Origin of the sequence: Sutcliffiella sp. NC1 (genome assembly GCF_027594365.1) — a bacterium.
GTDB classification, from domain to species: domain Bacteria; phylum Bacillota; class Bacilli; order Bacillales; family Bacillaceae_I; genus Sutcliffiella; species Sutcliffiella cohnii.
On sequence record NZ_CP115153.1, the window covers coordinates 2598513 to 2625431 of the forward strand.

Here is a 26919-nt window from a genome sequence, read left to right on the forward strand (position 1 = left end):
GCTGATCATCATGTGGAAACGAACTAGTACTATTTTATTTTTAACTTCGATACTTTTACTACCAGCTCTTTGGAAAGCATTCGCGAGTGTTGATGCTATTTCATTAAAAGATTATCCATCTAGTCAATTAAACCTCCTTTTAGAAGATGTTCCAAATAGAGAGTTATTAAATAAAATTATATTACTTCCACCATCAGAGTTTTCCTATGAAGAAACAGCTAAAATGATAACTACCATTTCTGTTATTCCAGAAACAATATTATTTTCTCTCGTCCAACAGCATGTTCAGCTTTACCTATTTGAAGGATCTTTAACAGAGGTGAAAGGGTTCGAACATTTAAAAGGAACGAAGCCCCGTGGCTACAGTTCACAAGGACCCACGTGGGATGATGTACCTGGTATAGGCGGTTCCAAATTAGTACTTGCAAAAATTGGCCATAGTAATATAGGTCAAGGTCACGGTTCAATTAATTTGGAATTACACGAATTAGCTCATTCTATTGATCGTTTCGTTTATGGTAACGTTAGATATAACGAAGATTTTATTAAAATATGGAAAAAAGAGGCGCCCATCTTATTTCCTAATCAAACTTATTTTTTACATTTCATAGAGGAGTATTTTGCAGAAACATTTGCGATGTACTATTTAAATGAACAAACAAACGAACATTTACTTAATTTAGCCCCTTTAACACATAAATTTTTCGAAGATTCTACTAATATTAAAAACTCTATGAATTTATCTATTTATTATTAATTAGCATTTCGTCTACTGCGAGATGCTTTTTTTTGATAGAATATAATAATGAATTAAGTAATGTGATGAAAGGTGAATGAAATGAAACAATATCTAGATTTATGTGAACATATTTTACAAAATGGAACAAAAAAAGAAGACCGGACAGGAACGGGGACAATTTCTACATTTGGATACCAAATGAGGTTTAATTTACAAGAAGGTTTTCCTCTAGTCACTACTAAAAAGCTTCATTTACGATCTATTATTCATGAATTGCTTTGGTTTTTAAAAGGGGATACAAATATAGCTTACTTAAAAGATAATGGTGTTAGAATTTGGAATGAATGGGCAGATGAAAATGGTGATTTAGGTCCAGTTTATGGTTACCAATGGCGTTCTTGGCCAACTTCAACTGGCGAATCAATCGATCAAATTACAAATCTTATTCATCAAATTAAAACAAACCCAGATTCTAGAAGATTAATAGTAAGTGCATGGAATGTTGAACATGTTGATTCCATGGCATTGCCTCCATGTCACACAATGTTCCAATTTTATGTAGCAGACGGTAAGTTATCTTGTCAATTGTATCAACGTTCAGCTGATGTATTTTTAGGTGTTCCTTTCAATATTGCCTCTTATGCTTTACTTACTTTAATGGTGGCGCAAGTTTGCGATCTAGAACCAGGAGATTTTGTTCATACATTAGGGGATGCTCATATATATACGAACCATATTGACCAAGTAAAATTACAGTTGGAAAGAGAACCAAGACCGCTTCCAAAAATGAACATTAATAAAGAAGTAACATCGATTTTTGATTATAAGTTTGAAGATTTTACACTAGAGGATTACGATCCACATCCACATATTAAAGGGGTAGTAAGCGTATGATTCAATTTATTGTAGCGTATGACCGAAATAAAGTTATCGGTAAGGATAATGATTTACCTTGGCGCTTACCTGCAGATCTTGCTTATTTTAAACGAATAACGATGGGGTCTACTATCGTTATGGGAAGAAAGACTTTCGAATCAATTGGTAAACCTTTGCCGGGAAGACGAAACGTTATCGTAACAAAACAAAAAGACTATAACGTTGACGGATGTGAAGTGATTCATTCCATTGATGAAATACAAAAGTGGAATGAAGACTGTTTTGTAATAGGGGGCGCTTCCATTTTTGAACAAGCTATGCCAATAGCTGATCGTTTATTTATTACTTATATTGATGAAGAGTTTGAAGGAGATACTTTGTTTCCTCCTATAGATATAAGTAACTGGTCTTTAATATCAGAAGAAAAAGGGCCGAAAAATGAGAAAAACCCTTACGATTATTATTTTCAAGTTTATAAAAGAAACAGCCATTAAGGAGTAACATTTATGTCCTTATTAAGAACAGTTTGGTGGTTTATTTTCTTTTTTGGGTATTTACTTTACAGTTTACCTACTTTAAAGAAATTAAAAAAATTACCACATACTCTAACAGAAGAAGAGAAAAGAGAAATTACACATCGTTTACCAAAAAATTGGGCTAAAAATTTAGTTCAACTAACGCGTACAAAAGTGTCCGTTTCTGGCGAAGATAATATTCCACCTGGACCAGTGTTACTCGTTAGTAACCATCAAGGGAACTTTGATGTACCAATTTTATTAGGGTATATAAATAAACCATTTGGATTTATATCAAAAATTGAAGTAAAAAAAATCCCGCTAATCTCCCGTTGGATGGAAGTGATGGAATGTGTATTTTTAGACCGCACTGACAGAAGAAAGGCGATAATGTCGATAAGAGACGGTGTTGAGAAAATGAAAGCCGGTAATTCAATTGTTCTATTTCCTGAAGGTACAAGAAGTAAAGGTTCGAAGATGAATGAATTTAAAACCGGTGGTTTACGTCTAGCAATTGATAGTAAAGTACCAATTGTCCCAATCAAAATTTCTGGTTCCTACGTTATAATGGAAAAGAGTAAATGGGGCTTTCAACCAGGGAACGTATCAGTAGTAATTGGAGAACCGATCACTTTACCTGAAGGGAAAATTGATTCAAAAGAATTAGCGGTACAATTACAAAATGTAATAGAACAATTAAAATAAACTCGTCACTAGGCGAGTTTATTTTTACAGTCAATTTTTTGAAAAGAGGGAAAGTTATGATTAAAATTATTAAAGGTGCTGACGTATATACGCCTTCATACATAGGAAAAAAAGATGTATTAATTGTTGGAGGAAAAATTGAAGCTGTTGAAGAAGAAATAATAGTTGAATCGAACTGTGCTCAAATAGAAGTTATTAATGGTTTTGACCAATATTTAGTTCCTGGTTTTATTGACGCACATGTTCATATAATGGGAGGCGGTGGAGAAGGAAGCTATCGCACTAGAACTCCAGAAATGACCTTAACTGACGCAACGACTAGTGGGATAACAACTGTTGTCGGAGTAATCGGGACAGACGGCACTACTCGAACAATGGCTTCTTTACTAGCAAAATGTCGAGCGTTAGAAGAAGAAGGTATCACAAGTTATATTTATACAGGTTCTTATCAAGTTCCTGTGAAAACATTAACAGACACCATTGAGAACGACTTAATTTTAATTGATAAAATTATCGGAAGTGGAGAAATCGCAATAGCTGACCATCGTTCTTCACAGCCTACATTTGAAGAGATGGCGAAAATTGCATCTGCGTCACGAATCGGTGGGATGCTCTCAGGAAAAAGCGGTATTGTTAATATTCATGTCGGAGCAGGAAAATCTAAACTAAGCTTGTTAGAAAAAGTTGTTGATGAAACGGATATACCTATTACACAATTTTATCCTACTCATATTAATCGTAATCGAGAAGTATTTGAAGAGGGAGTACGTTGGGCTTTAAAGGGAGGTTATGTAGATTTTACGACTAGTACCGTTCAACGTTTCCTTTCAAATGGAGAAGTAAGTTGTGCTACTGCATTAAGTGAAATGTTGAAAGCAGGTGTATCTCTTGACCAAATTACATTTACTTCTGATGCACAAGGAAGTTTGCCAGAATTTAACGAAAATGGAGATCTCATTGGGCTTCAAGTTGGTAAATTAAGTTCCCTTTTTGAAGCTGTAAAAAAAGCGGTAGTTGACTATAATATCCCGTTAGAACAAGCGCTCGCAGTCATTACTAAAAATCCAGCAAAAATCTTAAAGCTGAACAATAAGGGAGAAATACAGAAAGGAAAAGATGCAGATTTACTATTATTAGACAAAAATTTAACTATTATGTCTGTAATAGCAAAAGGGAATGTCATGATAAAAGACAAACACATTATTAAGAAGGGGACTTTCGAATAATTTGACTCATTATGTCAATTGAAAACGATTTATATTTTTTATTCTTTATCGTATAATGGAATCAAACGGGTAAAAAATGAGGATTGATATTTTGCTATGGAAAAGCCTAGAGTTCACAAATGAAGTTGGACAGAAGGTAAAAGTCACAGAAATTCCAGTATTGGAGGACGATAGCACGTATCATTTTATGGTAGCCGGAAAACTGCAAATTTTTCTTACTAAAATAATGAGAGAAACTACGCCAAAGGCCTACTATTCTTTTCGTGAATATTTAAAATCTGTACTAAAATGGCCAGTATATTGCCAAATTGTACAAAAAGACGAGATGAAAAGTAATGTATAATTATCTTTGAATATGTTACTATTGGGACAGGTAAGAAAGCCTGTTTCTTTTTTTGTTATTTTGGGTAAGAAATAATATAAGATTGAATGGAAAATATAATATTAAATATTTATTCATTTTATATTAGCGGAATTTGATTTAGGGAAGTGAAGAATTTGTCAAAAGTGAAAATAGTAACCGATTCTACAGTAGATATTGAACAATCAATTTTAAGTCGCTTACAAATAGAGGTTGTTCCTTTAACGATAACGATAGATAAAGAATCGTATGAAGATCGAATTGATATTAGCCCTCCTGAGTTTATGCAGAAAATGGCTACTTCGGAAGAACTCCCAAAGAGCTCTCAACCTTCTGTAGGTAAATTCGTTGATGTTTACAATCGACTAGGTGAAGATGGAAGCTCTATTATTTCTATACATATGACTGGCGGAATGAGTGGAACTGTTGCGTCAGCAGAAACTGCTGCTAATATTTCCGAAGCTGATGTAACAGTAATTGACTCTAGATTTATTTCTTTTGCTCTTTCATTCCAAGTAGTAGAAGCTGCTCAAATGGCTCTTGATGGAAAAACAAAGGAAGAGATAATTAATCAAATAGAAAAAATACGGAATAAAACCCAATTGTTTATTACGGTTGATACGCTCGATAACTTAGTAAAAGGTGGCAGAATAGGTCGCGGAAAAGCGTTAATTGGTTCACTGTTAAACATTAAACCAATTGCTTCTCTCGATGACGGTGTATATACTCCTGTAACAAAAGTTAGAAGTCATTCACAAATTGTAAAGTTTTTAACAAAAAGATTTGTAGAAGATACAACCGGAAAGGTCATAAAGGGAGTAGGAATTGCACACGCAAGTGCATTGCCATTAGCCGAAGCCATTAAAGAGTCAATTATTAAAGCAACAGGCTTTTCACAAATAGAAATTGCTCACACTACACCTATTATCGCGACACATACTGGAGCTGGAGCTATAGGCTTTATGTATTACACAGAATAAACATGTTAATTACATACGATAAATGAAAAAAGAGTAGTTAGACTACTCTTTTTCATTTATCTTGATTGTAGTACTTATTATATTTGGATATCCTGCTTCTATAATTGACCATCTATTAATATTTAAATGAATAGGCATAGAAACAATTCAAAATTACCAGAACAGTAAACCACCTAAAACAACACCAGTTATAAATGCTAGAGGTATCCCAATTGGATAACCCCAACCCCATCCTCCGTAAAAGCCATAGCCATATCCTCCACGAACCCCACCAGTAGGTTGAATATAAACCATCCTTGGTGATACTCTTACTATTCTCCCTACATGTTTACGTCCATCTCTACAAGAAATGGATACTACTTTTCCGTGATAACGTTGACAAATACCATAATAGTGTGACATGCTCTTCCTCCTTCCTTCATTCAAATACACTATTACCGTATTCTAGTACAAGTGTCGTTGCTTGTACGTTTGTCTATTTTTATTAAGACCAATCTAATAAATGAATGATTACGAGGTAAAATAATATATTGTTTAAGGGGGGGATGTTAATTGGGAAGAAAAGTATTGTTTTTTGGTGATTTTGGCATAGATGATATCGTGGCACTCATTTACGCGTTTTTTGAAGATGAAATAGATATAGTTGGAATAGTAGCTGATTATGGAAATGTTACTAAGTCAACAGCACTTAGAAATGCACGGTATTTACAAGAGGTTTCACAAAGTTATGAAATACCGATAATTGCTGGAGCGGAAAGGTCTGCGTTAGGCACATCAGATGTCTTTTATCCAGAAATACACGGGGAAGAGGGGTTTGGTGGTTTTATCCCACCAGATTTAACCAACCATTTCGAGAACGATTTCGAAAATTTTCATGTAATTTATGATTTAATAGAACAATATAATGAAGATTTAATTATTGTGAATACAGGTCGATTAACTTCATTAGCTACCTCCTATATTTTATATCCAGATACAGTTGCTAAAGTAAAAGAGTTATATATAATGGGAGGTGCCTTTAATTTTCCTGGAAACGTTACCCCAATTGCCGAAGCTAACATATTTGGCGATCCATACTCAGCTAACATTGTGTTAACTTATGGACGTAATATTACAATAATTCCTTTAAATGTTACACAAAGTGCTATAATTACACCCGAGATGATAAATTTTATTGATAAACAAAACCAATTAAAACAAACCGAAATAGGAAAGATCATAAAGCCGATGTTAAATTATTATTATCAATTTTATAAGGCTCATATCCCGACTATTGAAGGAGCACCGTTGCACGACCTAATTACCTTATGGGCAATTATTAATGAAGATAAAATGTACTACGAAACTAGACCGGTGAAAGTTGTCGTTAATATCGGTGAATCTTTCGGTCAAACAATTGGAGATTTTAGACAAATGATACAACTAGCAGATTACCCAGTTCACCGGATAGGGTTAAATTATAATTATCCTGCTTTCATTAACGATGTGATAAGAGTACTTACTAGTGATGTTAACATAGAAGAAAAAACAACTTTTTAAATTTTACAAGATAAAAAGTTTTCTAATGTGAAGAAACTGTTAACAATAATCGAGGAAATTTTGAAAAACAACTTCTTTACTATACCTTTATTGTCTATTCTGATACTATTGTTGTAGCATAACTATTTAGTAGGTGAAAAGGTTGAAGAAAAATAAAATAATTGCATTTTTAATAGTTGCTCTTCTATTATTGTTAACAGCTTGTGGCACTAACAAAATTCCAAACGCGACAAATTGGGAACTTGCCGATTTTGAGCACATTAACCAAGATAATGAGCCTTTCGGACTGTCAGATATGAAAGGTAATATTACAGTAGCGACTTTAATTTTTACTAATTGTACAACAGTTTGCTCTCCGATGACAGCAAACATGTCCAAATTACAAGCAATGGCAGCTGAACAACAATTACCTGTTCAATTTTTATCTTTTTCAGTAGATCCAGAACGTGATGACCCGGATACATTAAAGGAATTTGCAGAAAGATTTGATGCGGACTTTAACAATTGGAATTTCATTACGGGTTACTCTCAAAAATATATTGAAGAGTTTGGACAGAAAAATTTTAAAACGTGGGTTGTTAAGCCTAAAAACGATCCACACGCTGAAGTTATACATGGGACTAGTTTTTATTTGATTGATCAAAACGGTATCATCGTTAAGAGCTATGATGGTATCGATGTTCCGTACGAAGAAATATTAGATCATATACAAATACTTACTAACGAATAAAGGATGTTCTATATAGAGCATCCTTTATTCTTGCTATAAAATTCATTTTATGTCACTCTCTTTCTAATTCTTCTTGTTCCATCGCTGCTTCTATCCCATCTGTTACTATAACCTCTAATTCCTTCTGAAATAATTCCTTAGAAACCTCTTGATTACATGCTAAAATCTCATCATCTTTTTTCTTCATTTAGTTGTCTCCTTTAAAAACATTTATTCTATTTATAATATATTGTTTATTAAAAGAACGATTTTTATGTTTTTTTACCATCGTGAAAGTGTCATTCATACGATGGAAATGCTATAATATAAAAAATTAATGATAAAGGGTGATATAAATGTTACGACGAATTCTCGTATGGTTGTTACCCTTATTTGTCCTTAGCCTCTTTACAAGTTGTCAGCTTAATAACGCAACAAATACGAGTATCGTGTATAATAATGCCCATGAACGGAAACATACGATTCCCGAGAAAGAATTATTTAAAGATAGTTTCTTCGAAAGAAACAGAATAGAAAATTTAGAAGAAAATAAACAAAAAGAAATAGCAATTATTGAAAAAGAAGATGTACCAATTCAATTTTTCGATAGAACTTATTCCATTGTCTTTTTTGGAGATTCATTAACAGAAGGGATAGGGGACCGAACGAATAATGGTGGTTATACAAGTTATATAAAAGAGTATTATGAAGATAAGCTATATATAGACAATGTAAAAGAGACGAACCTAGGTGTGAAGGGGAATCGAACAACTCATTTATTAGCAAGGTTAGAAAATGAGGAAATACAATCATCACTACAAAATGCAGATGTTATATTTATAACAATTGGTGGAAATGACTTAATGAAAGTTATTCGGGAAAATTTCTTATCACTTACTTTCCCTTTATTTGAAAAAGAACAACAATTATACGGTGCAAGATTAACGGAAGTACTTGAAAAAACAAGAAGTATAAACGAAAATGCAACGATTTATTTAATAGGCTTATTCAATCCGTTCTATCAATTTTTTCAGGAGATAGATGAATTTAATCAAGTTGTTACCGATTGGAATGATACGAGCATTTCTGTATTAAATCAATTTAATGATATCCAATTTATCCAAGTACAAGATATCTTTTTACAACCTGAAGAAGACCTTCTCTATGATGATCAGTTTCATCCTAATGAAAATGGGTATAGATTAATAGGCGAACGTGTGATTAAAATGTTAGAGAATACGGTCATTAGAGAGGAAGAGTTAGAGAGGGAGTAGTGGCAACAAATGTTACAAAAAATATTAACTTGGAAATTCGGCTTCATTGCACTATTAACACTAAATATTATTATTAGTTCCATTGTATTACTTTTAGTATTTCTTCCGAAAGAAAATCGTTTTAAGACTAATTATAATGATGACAGTAGAAAAAGAGTTGGTTTCACTATAAAATCTAATAAAGATGACTTAAATCAATTAATTAGCTACTATTTACAAAAAGAAACGAAACGTCCGTTAAATTACGAAGTTGTTTTAACAAATATGGTGGAGCTTAGAGGAGAAATGAAAGTATTTGAAAGAGAAATACCGCTCACGATGACATTTGACCCTCAAGTACAAGAAAATGGCGACGTCTTACTAGTTCAAGATTCTATGTCAATTGGTCGATTACAAGTACCTGTTTCAATGGTATTAAAATATGTGGCAGATAACTATCCTTTACCTGAATGGGTTTATATTAACCCATCGGATAGTACTATTTATGTTTCATTAAATGATCTCCATTTAACGAGTGATACAAAAGTTAAATTCGTCGATATTAACTTAGAACAAGATAATTTTGTTTTTCAATTATTTGTGCCTGTTGAATAGGCTGCCTTTGTGGCAGTCTATTTTTTTTGCTAAGGAAATTATAACACTGAAAAATTTATGGATAACTCCTGAAGTATATTGTTACGTCTAGCTCCGGTGCCTAAGCCCTATCAAACTTCCCATATCCGAAGTACGATAAGTCAACATCGACTCAACGCAGTTGCCAGAGCGTTTCCTTTATCTCCTACCAGAACAATCTTTTTTTACAGGCCTGTTCGAAGCGCCTACGCTTTTGTTCTTGAGAAATGCACAACGAATTAATTAGTTTTTTTTTACCTATATAGGCATTCGCCTTTCCCATTCTAGGTTAAATGAATACATTAAGTACTAGGAAAGAGGGGGAGGTGTACAGCATGGGTGCTCCTGGAGGATATGGTACAGGATTCGCGTTAATTGTTGTTCTATTTATCTTATTAGTAATTGTGGGTGCTGGTATTTTAAGATTCTAACCAGTATTCCTATATATAAACAATCACTTTAAAGGAGGTGAAAGCTATGGGTTGGGGTTGCTGTCCAACATACGGTTACGGACCAGCTGTTGCAGGTGCTGGTTATGGTGCAGGTAGCGCGTTCGTATTAATCGTAGTTCTATTCATTCTTTTAATTATTGTTGGTGCTGCTTGGTGCTAATTAAGAAAGATAAATATCAAAAAGGCATCTACTTTGTAGAAGCCTTTTTGATATTTTTATTTACTGATAAAAAAATAATGTAATAAAAATTAAGGACTTAAAAAGTGTATATCAACTTTATTACTGTTTTCAATTGGCGGTATTACTATTGCCGTATAGCTCGCATTCGCTCTAAGGTTAACCCTATTTAATTCCATTATAACTTCTTTTGTATTTGTGTTTATTATTTTTAAATCAACTGTCATCGGTGTTAGTGCTAAATATTGTGTTGTCTCTCGGTAGCTTAAATTAGGGAAAATAATATCTCCGTAAACAACTTTTACATCAATACTAGGGGATAATGGAGAATAATGTACAAAACGTAACTGGGACTCCCCAGGTTGTGTGTATAAACTATCAACTTTTTTTAGTAATTCAAATTCTTCTAGACCAACCAACGATAAAGTATAACAATTGCTCTTTCTAATATTTATCATCCTGCTTGCAAGTAATTGGTTAGTATTCGAAATGTATACATCAATCTTTTGTTCTCCTTCCTGTAAAGGTATGTAATGACTACTATGTTTAAACATTTTTTCGAGAAGGACTTGTTGGTCGTTTATATATACATCTACACTACCACTAGTTGGTGTAGCATTTAAAAACCGTACATAGGAAGTTAGATTATTAGCATGGTTTTTCGTACGATACAATGGTACATAATGCGGCTGGTATCGCTCGTATGCACTATAATGATATCGTTTAAGCATCTTAGCACCCCTTATCATTTTTCTATATGATAAAGGATATGCAAAAAAATAAATAACTTGCTGAAATTGGAAATTAAGTAAAAGACACTGAAAAAATCCCACTTACCTAATAGGTAAATAGGATGAATGTTTTTGATGTTTTCATTACATTTGTGCACGTTTAATAAATGTAATTTCTTCTTCAATTAACCCACATGCTCCACATTGAACTTTGTATTGTGGTCCTTTATACGCTAAATGAAAGGGGTCTAAATTTTCTGAGGAGAACTCGTTAAGAACTTCTCCAGTTTTTGGATCCATTTTTACACTCGTCGCCTTTTGTTCAATTATATTAAATCGTGATCTATTTGTTTTGCAATTCGGACATAAATAAGGTCCAGCCATGTCAAACCCTCCACCATTTTTTAATTAATATGGGTTAAATATTAAGTAATTATTCCATAAGAAAAAAATATCCTATTGACGAGGGTTATTTATTTGGTGAAAGCGTTGCGTAAAGTTATTTTCCATCATAATTTTTAAAATGCGCTTGTAATTGACCTTTTAGCATTTGTTTTTTCCAATCTTCTTTTTGCTTTTCTTTCTTTTTCCATTGTTGTCTTATTTCGTACGTTTGTACCCCATCTTCAATTTGATTTGCTATATCAACTAATCGTTCAACATCTAAAAATGAATATTTACGAATGCCAGATGCAGTTCTTGCCGGGAAAATAAGCTTTCTTTCTTCATAATACCGAATTTGTCTCTCAGATAATCCAGTTAATTCCCTAACAGTGCCTATGGAAATTACTTTCTTTTCTTTATATGATTTATCATCGAAATTCATCAAATTCACTTCCAATCTCATAACTTATTTCTATTATAAAATAAATTAACAGAAAAGTCTGAAGTGATGTTAGAAAATCTAACAATTAATGTATTGCTAACACAGATTCGTGTAAAAACAGCTTACAAAATTAATGTTTATGTCCTCAGCAAGCTTTACAATTTGTTTAAAAATGGCGGTGAAACTATGAGTAATGAGCTTTCAAAAGCCTTGAACTATGTGAGAAATTACTATATCTCCTATATTAGTAAAGTTGGAATTAAACTGAGAAAACCATTTGACCAATATACGATTACTGAGCTAAAGAACATCTATGACCAATTAAAGAAAGAAGAAGAACAAAATAAAAAATAGCAGTTATAGGCTGCTATTTTTTATTTTCTAGATTATTTAACCCTTTCGTTAATTTCTCAATATTAAGGTTTTCTCCAATTAACACTAAATTTAAAGGAACTTTAACAATTTCTTTTATATATAACGGTGTACCATATGAGTACTGAAATAAATAAATGCTTGATGTATGTTCAAATTTAAGATAACCTTTAATTCGATAAATATTGTCCGGTAAATTTCTAACCCAATTTTCAAATTCATCGAGATCAATCTCATGGGTGAATTGATAAACAAAAGTTCTTAAATTTAATTTTTCTTGTACGTGGAGTGAATGATGACTTTTACGCTCAACACTGTCTAAACCCTTCCAACTATTTGAAGGGATTTTTGCGAATGTTGTTAGGATATATTTTGCATTATTATTAATCTGTTGAATTTCAAAAAGAATAGATGATACTTCTGACTCGGAAAGTAAATCTGTTTTATTAATAAGTATAAGGTCAGCATGTTTTAATTGTTCTTTTAATAATTGTTGTATTTGAATAGAAAAATTATTTCTATTTTTCCAAGAAAAAACATCTAACAAAGTTATACAGCTAGCTAATTCAATTTTGTTTGCAAAAACTGGAGAATGTATCGTATCGATTACTTCTATTGGATGGGCTGCACCTGTTGTTTCTATGTAAATAGCATCAAGCTCTTTTAATAAAAGTTCTTGAAAAGTTGATTCTAATTTATCTTGAATAGTGCAGCAAATGCAACCATCATAAAGTTCAGACAATGGCGTATCATTTGGAACTTGATCAGAGTCAATTGATACTTTGCCTAACTCGTTCATAATTACCGCTATTTGTCTTCCTGCTTCTTTTTCCGCTTCGATTATTTGTTTCAATAATGTCGTTTTTCCACTTCCGAGAAAGCCTGAAAGAACATAAACTTCTACTTTTTTCTTCATTTCTAATAAAAACCTCCCGTTAACGTTAAGAGCTGTACGGAACATTTTAACATACCCTGTCTATTTTTTATAGATAACAGATTGGTTTATAAGAACAAACATTTAGGCATTATAGAAAAAGATTGTTATAATATTCAAAGAAACATTAGAAGGATAAAGGTGGGATTTTAAATGAGTGAAAAGAATTTACAATTAGCGACATTTGCCGGTGGATGCTTTTGGTGTATGGTAAAACCATTTGATGAGCAACCTGGAATTGAAAAAGTTGTATCTGGATACACAGGCGGCCATAAAGAAAACCCTACTTATAAAGAAGTTTGCTCTGAAACAACAGGTCACTATGAAGCAGTACAAATTACATATAATGAACAATTATTTTCATATGAAAAATTGCTTGAATTATTTTGGCAACAAATAGATCCAACGGATGAAGGCGGGCAATTCCATGATAGAGGCGATAGTTATCGAACTGCGATTTTTTATCATACCGAAGAACAAAAAACAGTTGCCGAACAATCAAAACAAGCTTTAGAACATAGCGGAAGATTTAATAAGCCGATAGTAACGAAAATATTACCTGCAACGGTATTTTATGAAGCAGAGGATTACCATCAAGATTACTATAAAAAGAATGAGTTTCGCTATAAAATGTATCGTGTTGGCTCTGGTCGTGATGCTTTTATTAAACAGCATTGGAAAGATGAGGAGAAGGACAGCAAATTAAAAGAAATACTATCACCAATGCAATATGAAGTTACCCAAAATAATGGAACAGAGCCACCGTTCCGTAATGAATATTGGGACCATACAGAAAACGGGATTTATGTAGATATCGTTTCTGGAGAGCCTCTTTTTAGTTCATTAGATAAATATGATGCAGGCTGCGGTTGGCCAAGTTTTACAAAACCGATTAATAAACAACAAATAAAAGAGGAAGTTGACGTAAGTCATCGAATGGTAAGAACCGAAGTTAGGAGTAAAGATGCAGACTCTCACCTCGGTCACGTTTTTGAAGATGGACCGGTTCATTTAGGTGGACTACGTTACTGTATTAACTCTGCAGCATTACGTTTTGTTCCTTTTGATAAATTAGATGATGAAGGTTACGGCGAATATAAGAATCTTTTTTCTTAAAAATAGTTAACTTAAACCCTTTTTAAAATAACGATTAGACTCAATTACTAATAATAATTAAATATACATTTACAAAATGGGCATTCGCACATACGGGACAACAACCTAACACATAGTCTACAATGTAAACTTAAAACAGGAGTGATCAAATATGCACGACTACTGTTACTACACATATGGATCATGTGGTGGAGGTTATCCGACAGCTGTAGCACCAGCTTATCATGGAGGTAATACTTTCGTTTTAATCGTAGTATTATTCATCCTACTAATAATTGTTGGTTCTTGCTATTGTAAGTAATGCCAAATTAACTCCTTAGTGAAAAGCTAAGGAGTTATTTTTTTTGTATTGTTCGACTAAAATGATGAATAAACAGAAAAACGTATATACTAATACAAATTAAGAAGGAGGAAAATGGATGAACCAAAATGATTATGAAATGAAGTTGCTCCACGAAATTTATCGAGAACAGTGGGAAAAAGCCCGAAATAGTAGCAAACCGAAAAAGAGAAAGAAAAAGAAAGAAAAAAGCAGCTGACCTAAACTTGGGATAGCTGTTTTTTAATGAAAGAAAACGTTTTATTACACATACATATAATATAGGTACAAAAAAATGTAGATAGATGGAGGGGGGAAGTAAAATGGAGCCATCTTATTTAATAAAACCATTATTAGATAAAGACTATCCAGTTATAAGCCATGGTGAAGGGATATATTTATATGACATAGCCGGAAATAAATATTTAGATGGTTGCTCTGGAGCTGTAACTGCCAGTATTGGACATAATATTCAATCAGTAATAGAGGCAATGATGGACCAAGCGAGTAAAGTGTCATTCGTATATCGGTCACAATTTACAAGTGAACCTTCTGAAAAGTTAGCAACGAAGCTCATGGAAATTTCCCCAGGAGATGTAAACTGGTCCTTTTTCGTAAATAGCGGGACCGAAGCAATAGAAACCGCTATGAAAATAGCTATACAACATTGGCAAGAGATCGGTTTACCACAAAAAACAAAAGTTATTTCAAGATGGAATAGTTACCACGGTATTACAATAGGTGCCTTGTCACTATCAGGTTTTACGACTCGTAGAGAGAGGTTTGAATCCTTACTAGAAAAGTCTCCAATTGTTGAACCACCATACTGCTATCGTTGCCCTTTTGAGGATACTTATCCTAACTGTCAGTTAAAATGTGCCACTGATTTAGAAAGAGCTATTTTAGATGTTGGTCCAGACTCCATCGCGGCTTTTATAGCAGAACCAATTGTAGGGGCTGCTGCAGGAGCCATCACTCCTCCTGATGGCTATTACGAAAAAATTAGAGAAATATGTAATACCTATAACATTTTATTTATAGCAGATGAAGTTATGTCTGGTATAGGAAGAACTGGTGAAATGTTTGCAATTAACCATTGGAAGGTTGTTCCCGACATTATTTGTATCGGAAAAGGAATGAGTGCTGGCTATACTCCAATTGCTGCAACTTTAGTTAGTAATAAAGTGATAGATCCTATTTTAAGAGGTTCAAAAATTATTATGAGTGGCCATACTTACAGTGCCAATCCTCAATCAACTGCTGTATCACTAGCAGTTTTACAATATATCGAGCAAAACAATTTAGTAGAACACGCAGCAATTATAGGAGACTATTTATTTGAAAAACTACAAAAATTAAAAAATGCATACAAAATAATTGGCGATGTAAGAGGAAAGGGTCTATTTATTGGAATAGAGTTAGTTGCTGATAAAGTAAAAAAATACCCTTTCAGTTTCGAAAAAGCTGTAACCAAAAGATTAGTTGAAATAGCTCAGTGGAACGGTTTATTAATATATCCAGCAAATGCAGGTATTGATAATAACGGAGGTGATGCATTTATCATTGCGCCTCCTTTAACGATAACTGAAAAGCAAGTGGACGACTTAGTTACATTGTTAGATAAAAGTTTAAAACAATTAGAAAGCGAAATGTTATCGGGGGTATAACAATGAAACAAGTAGCCAATTCTTTTGGAAAGATAATAGAAATTGATGATATTATTACTATTTTTAAGGATGGAACCTCTATCATGTTTGGCGGTTTTGGTGGAATTGGGAACCCGCCTACCATTATCAATGCAATTGTAGATTCAAAAGTTAAAAATCTTACATTGATTGGTAATGATGCTGGATTTCCTACAATAGGAATAGGAAAACTCGTATGTACTGGCCGGGTAAATAAGCTTATCGCTTCTCATATAGGTTCTAACCCTGTCGCTGGCCAGTTAATGCATGACGGTCTAATGGAAGTCGAATTTAGTCCCCAAGGTACGTTAGCTGAGCGAATTAGAGCAGGCGGTGTAGGACTCGCAGGTATTTTAACAGATACTGGTATTCATAGTGATGTAGTGACAAAAGGAAAACAAACGATTGAATTGAATGAACAAAAATACTTAGTGGAAACAGCATTAACCGCTGATGTTTCCATATGTTACGCCAAGAAAGCGGACCCTTTTGGAAATTTAATATTTGACAAAAGTGCTAGAAATACAAATTCTTTAGTTGCGATGGCAGGAAATATTACGATTGTGGAAGTAGATGAAATAGTACCATTAGGAGATTTAAATCCGGAGGAGATTATTACACCAGGTATATACGTTGACTATATAATACCGTCAAAAGGGGTGGACTGGAAGTGGGTATGGGAAGAAACGTACGAGAACTCATTGCGAAAAGAGCTGCGAGAGAAATAAGAGCTGGGATGATTGTAAACTTAGGAATAGGTATCCCATCGTTAGTACCGAATTTTATAGGTAGCGATATGAATGTGATGTTTCATGCGGAAAATGGAATTTTAGGAATGGGTCCAACACCTTATAAAGGATCTGAGGATGAAAATTTATGTAATGCAGCTGGGTATCCAGTTACAACTATTAAAGGATCTTCATTTTTTGATAGTAGTTTAGCATTCGGAATGATCAGAAAAGGGAAATTAGATATTACTATTTTAGGTAGTTTACAAGTTAGTGAAAAGGGAGATTTAGCTAATTGGATTGTTCCTGGAAAACGTGTACCAGGTATGGGGGGAGCGATGGAACTATCACAAAAGGCAAAAAAAGTAATTGTAGTAATGAACCACACAAATCGAAATGGAGAAAGTAAAATAGTTCGCAACTGTAGTCTTCCAATAACAACACCTCAATGTGTAAATATGATTATAACAGAAATGGGAGTAATGGAAATTAACGATAATGGTATTATGTTAACCGAAGTGATGCCGAGTTATTCTATCGAACATATAATCGAATGTACGGAAGCAAATCTGAAAATCTCACCTCATTTGAAAGTTGTGATGAGTGAAAGGGAGGATGTTTATGACTAAACAATTTAAGGAAAATATTTATGAATGGATAGATAAAAATGAACAAAAAGCGGTTAAACTTCTTCAAAGACTAGTACAAGAGAAAAGTGTACAAGGATCTGAAAGCGCAGCACAAGCTATCGTTGTAGAGGTATGTAGAGAACTAGGTTTTCAAATTGACATTTGGGAACCTAATTTTAAAGAACTTGAACAAAATGAAAACTTCATTTCTAATAGAAAAGATTTTATGAATTCCCCTAATGTTGTTGCCGTAATGAAAGGAAGCGGAAGTGGTGGAAATTCGATTATTTTAAACGGGCATATAGATGTCGTTCCCGAGGGTGAAGAAAATCAATGGAATGAAGCCCCATACTCTGGTGTTGTAAAAGAGGGAAAAATATACGGAAGAGGAACAACAGATATGAAAGGTGGAAATGTTGCCTTACTTCTAGCAATGGAAGCCATTCAACAATGCGGAGTAAAATTAAAGGGAGATGTAATATTTCAAAGTGTAATCGAGGAAGAAAGTGGTGGCGCAGGTTCATTAGCTACCATCTTGAAAAATTATCATGCAGATGCGGTACTTATTCCTGAACCTACAAATATGAAAATTTTCCCAAAACAACAAGGTTCCTTATGGTTTAGATTAAAAGTCCATGGAAGGTCTGCCCACGGAGGAACGAGATATGAAGGGGTAAGTGCAATTGAGAAATCTGTAACTGTTATGGAATACGTAAAAGACTTAGAGACTTTTAGAAATTCAAAAATAAAAGATCCTTTATATAGTAATATTCCGATTCCGTTACCAATTAATATCGGAAAAATAGCAGGAGGTAATTGGCCTTCTTCTGTTCCTGATCTAGTAACTGTGGAAGGACGGATAGGGGTAGGTCCGGACGAAACGATAGAGGAAGTAAAAGCCGAGTTAGCTAATAAATTGGTTTCTTTACAAAAAGAAGATAGTTGGTTTATAGAAAATCCAGTGGAACTAGAATGGTTTGGGGCTCGTTGGTTACCGGGTTCGATTCCGTTAGATCATTCCTTTTTGCAAGTTTTAAGCAATAATTATTTAGATGTAACGAAAGAGAAACCAATAGTAGAAGCGTCACCATGGGGAACCGATGGGGGACTATTTACAAACGTAGCAAACATTCCTACTGTAGTTTTTGGTCCAGGGGTAACAGAAGTAGCACATTATCCTAATGAATATATTGAAATTAAAAAGATGATACAGGCTGCTAAAATTGTAGCAAGTACGTTAGTTGATTGGTGTAAAGTGGAATAACCAGACTAAAGCTAAGCGTGTTTAGGGAAAATAACATTTCATTATAGATATTATTTGTTACTATATTCTATCCCCCATGGTGTGAGTTTTCCTTAGCCTGGGGGATCTTCCTTTAAAATTTTCACAAGGGATTATATGGTTTATATAGAAGTGTATGTAAAAGGGAGTGTGATAGAATGACAGTTTATAACAAAGATTATTTTGAAAGTAGAGAAGAAGGTATTCTTTTAGAGGGCGTAAAAGATTACTACAATAAAAGATTAATAATTGAAAATATGGATGGAGAATTATCTAGTTTATTCGATTATATTAATGCTTTAGAAAAAGAAAATTATGTTGAAAAAATAATTATAAAAGCAAGTCAAGATTATTTATTTCCTCTTCTTAATAAAGGATACATATTAGAGGCATATGTACCAAAATTTTATAGAGGTGAAGACCGATTTTTTATTTGTCGTTATAAAACGCAGGATAGATACCATTCTCCAAATTTCATAAAGGAAGATGAAATAGTGAACATCGTACAAAATAAAGAAAAGGTGACTGTTACTAGTGAATTAAAAGGTTTTAAATTGGAAAAAGCAACCGTTCATGACGTTGAAGCGTTAGCAATCCTATATAAACAGGTGTTCACCGTTTATCCAGTCCCAATATTTGACCCAAAATACATAGAAAAACAAATGAAAAATAACACTGTTTTTTATTATGTAAAAGATGAAACAGAGAAGATAATTGCAGCTGCCTCTGCAGAGATAAATATAGTCGGAAAAAGTGCAGAAATAACCGACTGTGCAACGTTACCTAGTAGCAGAAAAGGAGGTTATATGAAGCATATTATAACTTCATTGGAGAATGAGCTAAAGCAGCAAAATATTACGTGTATTTATTCCATCGCTAGAGCGCAATCTTTTGGAATGAATGCTGTATTGCATCAATTAGATTACACATATACCGGGAGACTGAAAAATAATTGTTATATTTTTGACAAAATAGAAGACATGAATATGTGGGTTAAAATTTAAAGTGACTAATTTTCGGCATCTAAACGACAAAAAATAGGCAGGTGATGAAGTTGTCTGGAATAGAGGCATTGAGTAATGATATGATGAAACATTTATTATCTTGTATAGATGAGGCAATTCATGCAGTTGATGAAAATGGTATCACGATTTTTTATAACGAAGTTGCAGCAAAGCATGATGGATTGAAAACGGAGGAAGTTATAGGTAAACATATTTTAAAAGTATTTCCTTCCTTAACGGAAGAAACTAGTACGTTATTAAAAGTACTAAAGACGAAAAAAGCTATTTTTCATCAAGATCAAAAGTATGAAAATAAAAATGGCGAATTAATTGAAACAGTTAACACCACTATTCCTATTCTTATAGGAGAAGAAGTTAAGGGTGCTGTAGAGATTGCTAAAAATTATGGAAAGATAAAGATGTTGTCTAATAAACTTATCGACTTACAATCAAGATTGTATAAGAAAACAACGAGTACTTCTTCTCTCGATTCGTCTTATACGTTTCAACATTTTCTAACGTCAGACCCAATTTGTTTACGTACACTTGAAGAAGCAAAAAAAGTTGCGACTTCAACAATTCCAATCGTTATTTACGGCGAAACAGGCACTGGTAAAGAAATCGTAGCCCAAGGGATTCATAATGCATCCTATCGAAAAGACATGCCCTTTATTGCCCAAAATTGTGCAGCTATTCCCGAAACATTATTAGAAAGTGCGTTGTTTGGTACGGAAAAAGGGAGTTATACTGGTGCAGAAGATCGGCCTGGTCTTTTTGAATTAGCTAATGGTGGCACCCTATTTTTAGATGAGTTAAATTCTATGCCAATTTCCTTGCAATCTAAATTACTTCGTGTATTAGAGGACGGAAAAATAAGAAGAATTGGCGGAACTCAAACGATCACAGTTGATGTCCGTATCGTAGCAGCAATGAACGAAAGTCCCGATAGTTGTTTACAAAAAGGGATTATAAGAACTGACTTTTTTTATCGAGTTTGTAGCTGTAGCCTTTACTTACCGCCACTACGAGATAGAGTTGGTGATATCCCCTTATTAGTAAATAATTTCATAGAAATATTAAGTAAACAACAAAATATTAATCGATACAAGGTCGCCGAAAGTGTACTTACCTCTTTTACCCGTTACGATTGGCCAGGTAATGTTCGTGAATTAAAAAACACACTAGAGTATATCACTATCACTAATGATTCAAACGTTATAACGGTTGAAGACCTTCCTTTAAAGTTACAACCTGTGCGGTTAGTTAAGCAGAGGAAAGGGAGGGAGGAACAACCTTCTTTAAGAGAAATTCTAGCCCATAAAGAAAAGGAGTTAATTACTGACGCTTTACAGGAAACAAAAGGAAATATTGTACAGGCTGCTAAACTACTAAAAATCCCTCGACAAACACTGCAGTACAAGCTATCAAAAATGGAAAAATCACTTAATGTTACGATAGATAAATAGATAAGAGACCAATTCTTCTTACCACACATACTATATGGTAAAACTGTGCAAAGTGGTGACGCTGCGCTTGTCGCCGATGAGCGAGCGCCCTTCGCTTTTCTTGTTGGCATGGTTTTTGCATGGTTGTTGGTAGGGAGGAGAGATAGTTATGTTAAATGATGTGTTTAAGCCAAAGAGACATTGGAAAGATATTGAACTTTGGAAAGATGTTACGGATGAGCAATGGAATGATTGGCTATGGCAGCTTACAAATACGATAAGAACATTGGACGACTTAAAAAAGGTTATTAATTTAACACCAGAGGAAGAGGAAGGTGTTAAAATTTCAACGAAGACAATTCCCCTTAACATAACACCATACTACGCATCTTTAATGGATGAAACTGATCCAAAATGTCCGATCAGAATGCAATCTGTACCTATTTCAAAAGAAATATATAAAACGAAATATGATTTAGAAGATCCGTTACACGAAGATGAAGATTCCCCAGTTGCAGGGTTGACGCATCGTTATCCTGACCGAGTCTTATTTTTAGTAACAAACCAATGTTCGATGTATTGTAGATATTGTACTCGGAGACGATTTTCTGGCCAGATTGGAATGGGGGTACCGAAAAAACAATTAGATGGCGCGATTTCTTATATTGCGAATAACGAACAAGTTCGAGACGTTCTTATATCAGGTGGAGATGGACTTTTAATTAACGATCAAATTTTAGAGTACATTCTAAAAAATTTAAGAGCGATCCCACATGTAGAAATAATACGAATTGGAACACGAGCACCAGTTGTATTTCCACAACGTATTACCGAGAACTTATGTAACATTTTAAAAAAATACCATCCTGTATGGCTTAATACACATTTCAATACTTCCATTGAAATTACCGAAGAATCTAAAAAGGCATGTGAAATGTTAGTTAATGCAGGAGTTCCAGTTGGTAATCAAGCAGTAATACTAGCAGGAATTAATGATAGTGTAGCAATCATGAAAAAATTAATGCACGATCTCGTAAAAATCCGTGTTAGACCTTATTACATTTATCAATGCGATTTATCAGAAGGAATTGGGCATTTTAGAGCACCAATTTCAAAAGGCTTAGAAATAATAGAAGGACTTCGCGGTCACACTTCCGGGTATGCAGTTCCTACATTTGTAGTTGACGCACCAGGCGGTGGAGGAAAAATAGCTGTCCAGCCGAATTATATTATTTCACAAAGCGCAGATAAAGTCGTGTTGCGTAACTTTGAAGGAGTAATAACAACGTATCCAGAACCAGAAAATTATGTATCAGGAACTGCCGAGCAATTTTTCAAAAAAGTTTATCCAAATATGGATGAAAAGAAATCTAATACAGGCATTGCCGCATTAATGAATGAAAGCCAGTTTAATCTCGTTCCTGAAGGCTTAACAAGAATGGATCGACGTAAAAGTTATGAACATGACCCTAACCATAGTTCATTAAAAGATAAACGAAATAAGAGGGATGAATTAAAGGAAAAAAAATATCAAGCTCAAATGAAGAAAATGAATTAAATTATATATATTTGAGTAATAAGGAGGACGAATACGGTGTTATGTAAATGGTGCCGTTCCACAGAAGCGAATCAATCCAATAATACTGTATACTGGGAGTTACCAGACGGCTCTAGAGCAATCACAATTAATGAGACACCATGTATTCATTGTGAGGATTGTGGAATGCAATATCAAACGGATGAAACGACGGAAATAATCGAAAATCATCTATTATTAATTGATACGAAATTACTTCCTGATATTACGAATTATGAACAATTACTAGCTCAACCAAAAATCTTAAAAAGAAATTACTTTGATTTTTCAACCTAAACTATTTTCATTGTAAAATAATTTATTGTAGAATAAAAGAAAAAAATAGGATGGGTTTAACGTGTCAAAGTCTTTTTATCATTATTTAGTTAATTATCGCCATGCCATTATAAAAACGGATATAAGTCGTTTTGCAAATGCAGCTTATGAAGATCATAGTTTTCCTAAACAATCAAAAAGCTATCATGAAATTAGTAATTATTTAGAGCTAAACGTACACTATTTACCTAGTATGACAATCTTTGATGAAGCATGGGATTTATATATTAGGGATGAGCAGTAAACAGGAGAAGTAGTTCCATTTCCAATGGAACTACTTTTTTTATTGTTTAGGAAATTATAAAAGTGGAAAGTTGTGGATAACTACTAACTTTGTGTTGCTACGTCTAGCTCCTTTGGAAAAGGCCCTCGTGACATAAGTCAGTCACTTCCGGTGGACAAAGAGCGTCCACCTGCAGCGCCGCACCTTTCTTGTCGGGCCAGGACGAGCCGCCTGCGCTTTTGTTCTTGCTTTGAATTCTAAATTGATTGGACAGTTTACATTACTCACTTCATTTGAATGTAAGAGTTAGTTTAAAGTTTATCACCTTTGCTTTTTAACAAAAGGAATAATATTCCTAACAAGTATTGTGAAAAAATTCGTACATCCTTTAGCGCTTTTCTTTCTTTTGCATATAATGTATTACTCACACTTCAAGTAACCTACTCTCTAGCAATTTTCATAATAAACCGTAGTACTGGAGGTAGGATTGTGGCTAAGAAAGCAAAGTTTACTATTGGAGACATTGTAGTAATAACGGTATATGGTACAGTTGGAAAAATTACGGATGTCCAGTTTATTGAAAATGAATATTATTATGAAGTGAATAAAAGTGAAGATTTATACGAAGAAGCTTCACTAGCCTTTTTAACAGAATTTAATGGCCAAATTATATTATCGGATGAAATAGAAATAGAGTATAACTATTTTATTGGTGATTTAGTTAAGGTGAAAGGTTATGGAGATGAATGGTTTAGAATTATAGGTTTTCGTACAGAAATATGGCGTTATAAAGAAGATGCATGGGAAGAAAGCATATATGAACTAGTGAGGGTTTCTGATGGTGAGTGGTTAGAAGCGGCAGAGGAGGAGATAACGACTGTCATTTCAAAGGAGAAGGCAGATTATTTAAAACAAAAAATAGAGCTTCGGTATCTCCTTTATCAAGATAAACAGGAGTTGCAAAACGATATGAGTCGAATAAAAAAAGATAAGAAAACAAAAACACAAAAAGAGATTATTGATGGGTTACTAGATGTTTATAATGATTATCGAGTTTTATATGAGCTTTTTTACGATGAAGAGTATAAACACGTTATGGACTTAGCAATGGAAAATTTAAAGCGTCTAACAAATAATAAAAATGAAAACTATCTTGGTAAGTGAAGAAATTGCCAAATTAATAGAAAAAAAAATGGGATCCCAAAAATAAAAAGAAACATAATGGCTTTTTCACTTACCTTATCTAATATGGAAACTAAAAACTGCTCATCTTCGAATCTGTTTAATAATTGCTTCATTTCGTTTCACTCCTCATCTATATTAAAAATAGGCTTGTCCTATTGTTAATAGATTGTATGGCTTGAAGAAGGAAAGTATGTCATAATTATTTATCTTCTCGTTTATTTTTTTGTGATATTGTCTAAATTAATACATATATTCAAACTAAGGTGTACATAAAAACTCGAGGGTGCTATTTCTTCTTAAAGAAGGGATACATGAAAAGGGAGTGAGATTGTGAGAGAAATAGAGGTAGTGATAGATACGGATGAAATAGCCGAATTCTTTTACAATGAATTAATGAGGAGAGGGTATGTCCCAAGCGAAGAAGAGATTGGAGAGTTAGCAGATATCACCTTTGATTATTTAGTGGAAAAATGCATAATTGATGAAGAGGATATAGAATAACTATAAATATGAAATGGAGACAATTTTAGTTGTCTCTTTTTTATTTTTTTAAAACATACATAATCCACGCAAAAAGACGATCTATTTAAGACCGTCCTAAAGCTTTTGTTATAGTATCGATACTCTTCAATTTTAACAAACTTAGTAAATATTTTTCTGTTATGTTATATGGGGAATCTATACTAATTGGACTATAATAGGGAAATAATTCTTCAAATGATTGAAACCAATCATCCTTATCGGGAAGTTTGTGAGTACTGTTTTTCCAAGCTTCATGGAGGGGTGGACTATAAATCTTTTTTGAGTTATCGTTTGTTCGGGTGAAAATAGACGGAAAAAAATCAGCTCTTGATCCAGTATGGTTTTGTTCTTTAACAAACTTCATAGTGCCACGTTGTACTTCTTCCACATAAAAAAGTAAAGAATATAAATACTTTCCTATATGTATTCTTTTCGTAATGTTATCGAATTGAGAAACAGTAGTTCCTGCTAGTTGTATCGAATCATCCGTTTGGTAAGGTATTAAAACGCTAGTAAAACCTAATTTCTCTTGCAATTGAAATGGCATCGACTTTATAACATGCTCTACATAAAAAGGATTTTGTATTATTCTTTTTTCAATAAAATGCTGTTCATTAATGATTAATGATAGAGTTAACATTTTACTATTTTTATCTTTCCAAAAAACTTCCCAAACAGCCCTCATAAATGAAGAAATGCCAAACTCGTTTAATAGATGAAATAGCGGTTTACCAATCTTTTTACTATGTTCATATAAAAGTAGTTGTTGATACGCATCATGAAAAATAAGAAAATTAGATTTTTCTAGAAAGGAAAAAAACAGTTCTTTTTCTCGAAAAGATAGCAGCCCTGAGATAGCTTCTCCTTTTAAGTCGGTCATATTCCAACCACCATTACGCGATACAATATGAGCTAACAATGCCCAATGTACTTCTGTATTATTATCAAAAAAGTGTAAATAAGCATTTGTACGTGTTACATTATTTAAATTGTTTTTATCTGTTTCCTTTTTAATCTTATCAATTAACTCTATATCTCTCTTAGTTAGATTGTAAAGAGGATTATTATGATGAGAATTCAACATACATTTTCTCTCATTTTTAGATAAGCTAAAATCAATAGTTTTTTTCTTTTTGTCTTTTTTAAAAATATTGGGTAGAATACGTTTCACAAAAATACCACCTCCTAGTTATTGTATGAAATGAACTAAACAAACATGATGGAGAAGCAACATATTCTTCTTTCGACAATAGTTATCTTTTTTTGATGAAGGATTCGACACATACTTTTTCTAATAAGTATAGTAAGAAAAGGGGGAGGGTAAGTTATGTTAAAAAAATGGAGTTTGTACAAAAAAGATATAGGGAAGTATGATGTTACGATATTGCAGACCCCTAATATTGGAGAAAATAAAGGGTATGTCCCAATATATCGAGTAAATATTGAAGGTAGAACCCATACAGAAGTGATACAAACAGTTTTTTCAACATTTAATGTGAGAGAGCGCATCCCCCACAATTATCGTGGTAGATTTATTAGTACAGGTGATATAGTATTGATTGATGAGGGGTTTAAAGGGAAAACTTATTATCGATTAAGTACAAATGGTTGGAAGGAACTAAATCGAGTTATGATTATGTAAGAAGAAGCCCTCCATAATGAAGGGCTTCTTATAATGTTAGCAATCCGTATTATTCGTTATGACCCGGTCCGTTTTTTCTACCTTTTGGTGAATGTTCTTTACTATGAGCATTATGCTCTGCTTCAATTGCTTCTGGTGGAATGTGGTTATTTTTCTTCTGCCCGTTAATTCGATTGCGATGTTTTTTTCCCATCTTCA

At 33.4% G+C, this 26919-nt stretch carries 37 protein-coding genes; 28 read left to right on the plus strand and 9 right to left on the minus strand.

Features of this window, described 5'->3' with window-relative positions; translation table 11 throughout:
- The first annotated feature begins 10 nt into the window (after positions 1 to 10).
- The 7 genes from O1A01_RS13500 to O1A01_RS13530 all read left to right on the plus strand — a co-directional run bounded on the left by O1A01_RS13500 (position 11) and on the right by O1A01_RS13530 (position 5402).
- Positions 11 to 757 carry an anthrax toxin lethal factor-related metalloendopeptidase gene (locus O1A01_RS13500; RefSeq protein ID WP_066419685.1) on the plus strand — a complete coding sequence of 249 codons (747 nt, stop codon included), beginning with the start codon at positions 11 to 13 and terminating at the stop codon, positions 755 to 757.
- 81 nt (positions 758 to 838) lie between these two features.
- Positions 839 to 1633 (plus strand): thymidylate synthase, encoded by a 795-nt coding sequence (locus O1A01_RS13505; protein WP_066419684.1) that lies wholly within the window; start codon positions 839 to 841, stop codon positions 1631 to 1633.
- On the plus strand, positions 1630 to 2109 hold the full coding sequence (locus O1A01_RS13510) for a dihydrofolate reductase (RefSeq protein ID WP_066419683.1): 480 nt from the start codon (positions 1630 to 1632) through the stop codon (positions 2107 to 2109). Before O1A01_RS13505 ends, O1A01_RS13510 begins: the two co-directional genes overlap by 4 nt.
- A 12-nt stretch (positions 2110 to 2121) precedes the next feature.
- Positions 2122 to 2835, plus strand: a complete 714-nt coding sequence (locus tag O1A01_RS13515; RefSeq protein ID WP_066419681.1) for a lysophospholipid acyltransferase family protein — start codon at positions 2122 to 2124, stop codon at positions 2833 to 2835.
- Positions 2836 to 2891: 56 nt separating this feature from the next.
- Positions 2892 to 4061 (plus strand): beta-aspartyl-peptidase, encoded by a 1170-nt coding sequence (gene iadA / locus O1A01_RS13520; protein WP_270064342.1) that lies wholly within the window; start codon positions 2892 to 2894, stop codon positions 4059 to 4061.
- 91 nt (positions 4062 to 4152) lie between these two features.
- The gene (locus O1A01_RS13525; protein WP_066419677.1) at positions 4153 to 4404 is read left to right on the plus strand and encodes a DUF2535 family protein; all 252 of its coding nucleotides are present in this window, start codon (positions 4153 to 4155) and stop codon (positions 4402 to 4404) included.
- Between the two features lie 155 nt (positions 4405 to 4559).
- Positions 4560 to 5402 (plus strand): DegV family protein, encoded by an 843-nt coding sequence (locus tag O1A01_RS13530; RefSeq protein ID WP_066419676.1) that lies wholly within the window; start codon positions 4560 to 4562, stop codon positions 5400 to 5402.
- Positions 5403 to 5555: 153 nt separating this feature from the next.
- Here O1A01_RS13530 and O1A01_RS13535 read toward each other — a convergent pair whose 3' ends face one another.
- Positions 5556 to 5804 (minus strand): hypothetical protein, encoded by a 249-nt coding sequence (locus O1A01_RS13535; protein WP_066419674.1) that lies wholly within the window; start codon positions 5802 to 5804, stop codon positions 5556 to 5558.
- A 150-nt stretch (positions 5805 to 5954) separates the two neighbouring features.
- Here O1A01_RS13535 and O1A01_RS13540 point away from each other — a divergent pair, with 150 nt between their 5' ends.
- Both O1A01_RS13540 and O1A01_RS13545 read left to right on the plus strand, forming a co-directional pair.
- Entirely contained in the window at positions 5955 to 6941 is a 987-nt protein-coding gene (locus O1A01_RS13540) for a nucleoside hydrolase (protein ID WP_066419672.1), read from the plus strand.
- Between the two features lie 142 nt (positions 6942 to 7083).
- Positions 7084 to 7671 (plus strand): SCO family protein, encoded by a 588-nt coding sequence (locus O1A01_RS13545; protein WP_066419670.1) that lies wholly within the window; start codon positions 7084 to 7086, stop codon positions 7669 to 7671.
- Positions 7672 to 7723: 52 nt separating this feature from the next.
- Here O1A01_RS13545 and O1A01_RS13550 read toward each other — a convergent pair whose 3' ends face one another.
- The gene (locus O1A01_RS13550; protein WP_268874286.1) at positions 7724 to 7858 is read right to left on the minus strand and encodes a hypothetical protein; all 135 of its coding nucleotides are present in this window, start codon (positions 7856 to 7858) and stop codon (positions 7724 to 7726) included.
- Positions 7859 to 8006: 148 nt separating this feature from the next.
- On the opposite strand from O1A01_RS13550, the gene O1A01_RS13555 reads away from it, so the two are divergent.
- The 4 genes from O1A01_RS13555 (at position 8007) to O1A01_RS13570 (ending at position 10148) form a co-directional block, all read left to right on the plus strand.
- Positions 8007 to 8924, plus strand: coding sequence for an SGNH/GDSL hydrolase family protein (locus O1A01_RS13555; protein WP_066419668.1), 918 nt, complete (start codon positions 8007 to 8009; stop codon positions 8922 to 8924).
- Positions 8925 to 8933: 9 nt separating this feature from the next.
- Positions 8934 to 9518, plus strand: a complete 585-nt coding sequence (locus tag O1A01_RS13560) for a YpmS family protein (protein ID WP_066419667.1) — start codon at positions 8934 to 8936, stop codon at positions 9516 to 9518.
- Between the two features lie 353 nt (positions 9519 to 9871).
- Positions 9872 to 9967, plus strand: a complete 96-nt coding sequence (locus tag O1A01_RS13565) for a YjcZ family sporulation protein (RefSeq protein ID WP_157076695.1) — start codon at positions 9872 to 9874, stop codon at positions 9965 to 9967.
- A 46-nt stretch (positions 9968 to 10013) separates the two neighbouring features.
- The gene (locus O1A01_RS13570; RefSeq protein WP_084380629.1) at positions 10014 to 10148 is read left to right on the plus strand and encodes a YjcZ family sporulation protein; all 135 of its coding nucleotides are present in this window, start codon (positions 10014 to 10016) and stop codon (positions 10146 to 10148) included.
- 89 nt (positions 10149 to 10237) lie between these two features.
- Here O1A01_RS13570 and O1A01_RS13575 read toward each other — a convergent pair whose 3' ends face one another.
- The 3 genes from O1A01_RS13575 to O1A01_RS13585 all read right to left on the minus strand — a co-directional run bounded on the left by O1A01_RS13575 (position 10238) and on the right by O1A01_RS13585 (position 11723).
- Positions 10238 to 10897 (minus strand): DUF4397 domain-containing protein, encoded by a 660-nt coding sequence (locus O1A01_RS13575; protein WP_066419666.1) that lies wholly within the window; start codon positions 10895 to 10897, stop codon positions 10238 to 10240.
- 144 nt (positions 10898 to 11041) lie between these two features.
- On the minus strand, positions 11042 to 11281 hold the full coding sequence (locus O1A01_RS13580; protein WP_066419665.1) for a DNA alkylation repair protein: 240 nt from the start codon (positions 11279 to 11281) through the stop codon (positions 11042 to 11044).
- Between the two features lie 115 nt (positions 11282 to 11396).
- Complete coding sequence (locus tag O1A01_RS13585) at positions 11397 to 11723, minus strand: MerR family transcriptional regulator (RefSeq protein WP_066419664.1); 327 nt, start codon at positions 11721 to 11723, stop codon at positions 11397 to 11399.
- 186 nt (positions 11724 to 11909) lie between these two features.
- Here O1A01_RS13585 and O1A01_RS13590 point away from each other — a divergent pair, with 186 nt between their 5' ends.
- Positions 11910 to 12077, plus strand: coding sequence for a hypothetical protein (locus tag O1A01_RS13590; RefSeq protein WP_157076693.1), 168 nt, complete (start codon positions 11910 to 11912; stop codon positions 12075 to 12077).
- A 13-nt stretch (positions 12078 to 12090) separates the two neighbouring features.
- On the opposite strand, the gene O1A01_RS13595 is transcribed toward O1A01_RS13590, so the two are convergent.
- Entirely contained in the window at positions 12091 to 13011 is a 921-nt protein-coding gene (locus O1A01_RS13595) for a CobW family GTP-binding protein (protein WP_066419688.1), read from the minus strand.
- Between the two features lie 171 nt (positions 13012 to 13182).
- Between O1A01_RS13595 and msrA the strand changes: the two genes are divergently transcribed.
- The 12 genes from msrA (at position 13183) to O1A01_RS13655 (ending at position 24536) form a co-directional block, all read left to right on the plus strand.
- A complete protein-coding gene (gene msrA / locus O1A01_RS13600) occupies positions 13183 to 14145 on the plus strand; it encodes a peptide-methionine (S)-S-oxide reductase MsrA (RefSeq protein ID WP_066419660.1) in 963 nt (320 codons plus the stop codon).
- 151 nt (positions 14146 to 14296) lie between these two features.
- Complete coding sequence (locus tag O1A01_RS13605) at positions 14297 to 14446, plus strand: YjcZ family sporulation protein (protein WP_084380625.1); 150 nt, start codon at positions 14297 to 14299, stop codon at positions 14444 to 14446.
- 341 nt (positions 14447 to 14787) lie between these two features.
- Positions 14788 to 16131, plus strand: coding sequence for an aspartate aminotransferase family protein (locus O1A01_RS13610; protein WP_066419658.1), 1344 nt, complete (start codon positions 14788 to 14790; stop codon positions 16129 to 16131).
- A 2-nt stretch (positions 16132 to 16133) separates the two neighbouring features.
- A complete protein-coding gene (locus tag O1A01_RS13615; RefSeq protein WP_066419657.1) occupies positions 16134 to 16877 on the plus strand; it encodes a CoA transferase subunit A in 744 nt (247 codons plus the stop codon).
- On the plus strand, positions 16820 to 17506 hold the full coding sequence (locus tag O1A01_RS13620) for a 3-oxoacid CoA-transferase subunit B (protein ID WP_066419655.1): 687 nt from the start codon (positions 16820 to 16822) through the stop codon (positions 17504 to 17506). Before O1A01_RS13615 ends, O1A01_RS13620 begins: the two co-directional genes overlap by 58 nt.
- Positions 17499 to 18770: a peptidase gene (locus O1A01_RS13625; protein ID WP_066419648.1), complete on the plus strand. Its 1272-nt coding sequence runs from the start codon at positions 17499 to 17501 to the stop codon at positions 18768 to 18770. Before O1A01_RS13620 ends, O1A01_RS13625 begins: the two co-directional genes overlap by 8 nt.
- 176 nt (positions 18771 to 18946) lie before the next feature.
- Positions 18947 to 19792, plus strand: coding sequence for a putative beta-lysine N-acetyltransferase (gene ablB, locus O1A01_RS13630; RefSeq protein WP_066419646.1), 846 nt, complete (start codon positions 18947 to 18949; stop codon positions 19790 to 19792).
- A 44-nt stretch (positions 19793 to 19836) separates the two neighbouring features.
- Complete coding sequence (locus tag O1A01_RS13635; protein ID WP_066419644.1) at positions 19837 to 21258, plus strand: sigma-54 interaction domain-containing protein; 1422 nt, start codon at positions 19837 to 19839, stop codon at positions 21256 to 21258.
- Positions 21259 to 21406: 148 nt separating this feature from the next.
- Positions 21407 to 22795, plus strand: coding sequence for a lysine 2,3-aminomutase (gene ablA, locus O1A01_RS13640; RefSeq protein WP_066422014.1), 1389 nt, complete (start codon positions 21407 to 21409; stop codon positions 22793 to 22795).
- 36 nt (positions 22796 to 22831) lie between these two features.
- Complete coding sequence (locus tag O1A01_RS13645; RefSeq protein ID WP_270064343.1) at positions 22832 to 23110, plus strand: YokU family protein; 279 nt, start codon at positions 22832 to 22834, stop codon at positions 23108 to 23110.
- A gap of 61 nt (positions 23111 to 23171) precedes the next feature.
- The gene (locus O1A01_RS13650) at positions 23172 to 23393 is read left to right on the plus strand and encodes a YozE family protein (RefSeq protein WP_066422010.1); all 222 of its coding nucleotides are present in this window, start codon (positions 23172 to 23174) and stop codon (positions 23391 to 23393) included.
- Positions 23394 to 23861: 468 nt separating this feature from the next.
- Complete coding sequence (locus O1A01_RS13655; RefSeq protein ID WP_235858301.1) at positions 23862 to 24536, plus strand: hypothetical protein; 675 nt, start codon at positions 23862 to 23864, stop codon at positions 24534 to 24536.
- On the opposite strand, the gene O1A01_RS13660 is transcribed toward O1A01_RS13655, so the two are convergent.
- Entirely contained in the window at positions 24521 to 24670 is a 150-nt protein-coding gene (locus O1A01_RS13660; protein ID WP_157076711.1) for a hypothetical protein, read from the minus strand. The two genes, O1A01_RS13655 and O1A01_RS13660, sit on opposite strands and share 16 nt — an antisense overlap.
- A gap of 217 nt (positions 24671 to 24887) precedes the next feature.
- Here O1A01_RS13660 and O1A01_RS13665 point away from each other — a divergent pair, with 217 nt between their 5' ends.
- Positions 24888 to 25058, plus strand: a complete 171-nt coding sequence (locus O1A01_RS13665; RefSeq protein ID WP_084380706.1) for a YozD family protein — start codon at positions 24888 to 24890, stop codon at positions 25056 to 25058.
- Positions 25059 to 25143: 85 nt separating this feature from the next.
- Here O1A01_RS13665 and O1A01_RS13670 read toward each other — a convergent pair whose 3' ends face one another.
- Positions 25144 to 26250, minus strand: coding sequence for a DUF2515 family protein (locus O1A01_RS13670; RefSeq protein ID WP_066420722.1), 1107 nt, complete (start codon positions 26248 to 26250; stop codon positions 25144 to 25146).
- 156 nt (positions 26251 to 26406) lie between these two features.
- On the opposite strand from O1A01_RS13670, the gene O1A01_RS13675 reads away from it, so the two are divergent.
- Positions 26407 to 26721, plus strand: coding sequence for a YodL domain-containing protein (locus tag O1A01_RS13675; RefSeq protein WP_066420723.1), 315 nt, complete (start codon positions 26407 to 26409; stop codon positions 26719 to 26721).
- A gap of 49 nt (positions 26722 to 26770) precedes the next feature.
- Here the strand turns inward: O1A01_RS13675 and O1A01_RS13680 are convergent, their stop codons facing one another.
- Entirely contained in the window at positions 26771 to 26914 is a 144-nt protein-coding gene (locus tag O1A01_RS13680; protein WP_169714881.1) for a hypothetical protein, read from the minus strand.
- Positions 26915 to 26919: the final 5 nt, after the last annotated feature.

Bases quoted from the DNA above. Each gene is read 5' to 3' on its own strand.
- O1A01_RS13500 (WP_066419685.1), top strand. From the start codon at position 11: ATGTGGAAACGAACTAGTACTATTTTATTTTTAACTTCGATACTTTTA.
- O1A01_RS13505 (WP_066419684.1), top strand. From the start codon at position 839: ATGAAACAATATCTAGATTTATGTGAACATATTTTACAAAATGGAACA.
- O1A01_RS13510 (WP_066419683.1), top strand. From the start codon at position 1,630: ATGATTCAATTTATTGTAGCGTATGACCGAAATAAAGTTATCGGTAAG.
- O1A01_RS13515 (WP_066419681.1), top strand. From the start codon at position 2,122: ATGTCCTTATTAAGAACAGTTTGGTGGTTTATTTTCTTTTTTGGGTAT.
- iadA (WP_270064342.1), top strand. From the start codon at position 2,892: ATGATTAAAATTATTAAAGGTGCTGACGTATATACGCCTTCATACATA.
- O1A01_RS13535 (WP_066419674.1), bottom strand. From the start codon at position 5,804: ATGTCACACTATTATGGTATTTGTCAACGTTATCACGGAAAAGTAGTA.
- O1A01_RS13550 (WP_268874286.1), bottom strand. From the start codon at position 7,858: ATGAAGAAAAAAGATGATGAGATTTTAGCATGTAATCAAGAGGTTTCT.
- O1A01_RS13555 (WP_066419668.1), top strand. From the start codon at position 8,007: ATGTTACGACGAATTCTCGTATGGTTGTTACCCTTATTTGTCCTTAGC.
- O1A01_RS13560 (WP_066419667.1), top strand. From the start codon at position 8,934: ATGTTACAAAAAATATTAACTTGGAAATTCGGCTTCATTGCACTATTA.
- O1A01_RS13565 (WP_157076695.1), top strand. From the start codon at position 9,872: ATGGGTGCTCCTGGAGGATATGGTACAGGATTCGCGTTAATTGTTGTT.
- O1A01_RS13570 (WP_084380629.1), top strand. From the start codon at position 10,014: ATGGGTTGGGGTTGCTGTCCAACATACGGTTACGGACCAGCTGTTGCA.
- O1A01_RS13575 (WP_066419666.1), bottom strand. From the start codon at position 10,897: ATGCTTAAACGATATCATTATAGTGCATACGAGCGATACCAGCCGCAT.
- O1A01_RS13580 (WP_066419665.1), bottom strand. From the start codon at position 11,281: ATGGCTGGACCTTATTTATGTCCGAATTGCAAAACAAATAGATCACGA.
- O1A01_RS13585 (WP_066419664.1), bottom strand. From the start codon at position 11,723: ATGAATTTCGATGATAAATCATATAAAGAAAAGAAAGTAATTTCCATA.
- O1A01_RS13590 (WP_157076693.1), top strand. From the start codon at position 11,910: ATGAGTAATGAGCTTTCAAAAGCCTTGAACTATGTGAGAAATTACTAT.
- O1A01_RS13595 (WP_066419688.1), bottom strand. From the start codon at position 13,011: ATGAAGAAAAAAGTAGAAGTTTATGTTCTTTCAGGCTTTCTCGGAAGT.
- msrA (WP_066419660.1), top strand. From the start codon at position 13,183: ATGAGTGAAAAGAATTTACAATTAGCGACATTTGCCGGTGGATGCTTT.
- O1A01_RS13605 (WP_084380625.1), top strand. From the start codon at position 14,297: ATGCACGACTACTGTTACTACACATATGGATCATGTGGTGGAGGTTAT.
- O1A01_RS13610 (WP_066419658.1), top strand. From the start codon at position 14,788: ATGGAGCCATCTTATTTAATAAAACCATTATTAGATAAAGACTATCCA.
- O1A01_RS13615 (WP_066419657.1), top strand. From the start codon at position 16,134: ATGAAACAAGTAGCCAATTCTTTTGGAAAGATAATAGAAATTGATGAT.
- O1A01_RS13625 (WP_066419648.1), top strand. From the start codon at position 17,499: ATGACTAAACAATTTAAGGAAAATATTTATGAATGGATAGATAAAAAT.
- ablB (WP_066419646.1), top strand. From the start codon at position 18,947: ATGACAGTTTATAACAAAGATTATTTTGAAAGTAGAGAAGAAGGTATT.
- O1A01_RS13635 (WP_066419644.1), top strand. From the start codon at position 19,837: ATGAAGTTGTCTGGAATAGAGGCATTGAGTAATGATATGATGAAACAT.
- ablA (WP_066422014.1), top strand. From the start codon at position 21,407: ATGTTAAATGATGTGTTTAAGCCAAAGAGACATTGGAAAGATATTGAA.
- O1A01_RS13660 (WP_157076711.1), bottom strand. From the start codon at position 24,670: ATGAAGCAATTATTAAACAGATTCGAAGATGAGCAGTTTTTAGTTTCC.
- O1A01_RS13675 (WP_066420723.1), top strand. From the start codon at position 26,407: ATGTTAAAAAAATGGAGTTTGTACAAAAAAGATATAGGGAAGTATGAT.
- O1A01_RS13680 (WP_169714881.1), bottom strand. From the start codon at position 26,914: ATGGGAAAAAAACATCGCAATCGAATTAACGGGCAGAAGAAAAATAAC.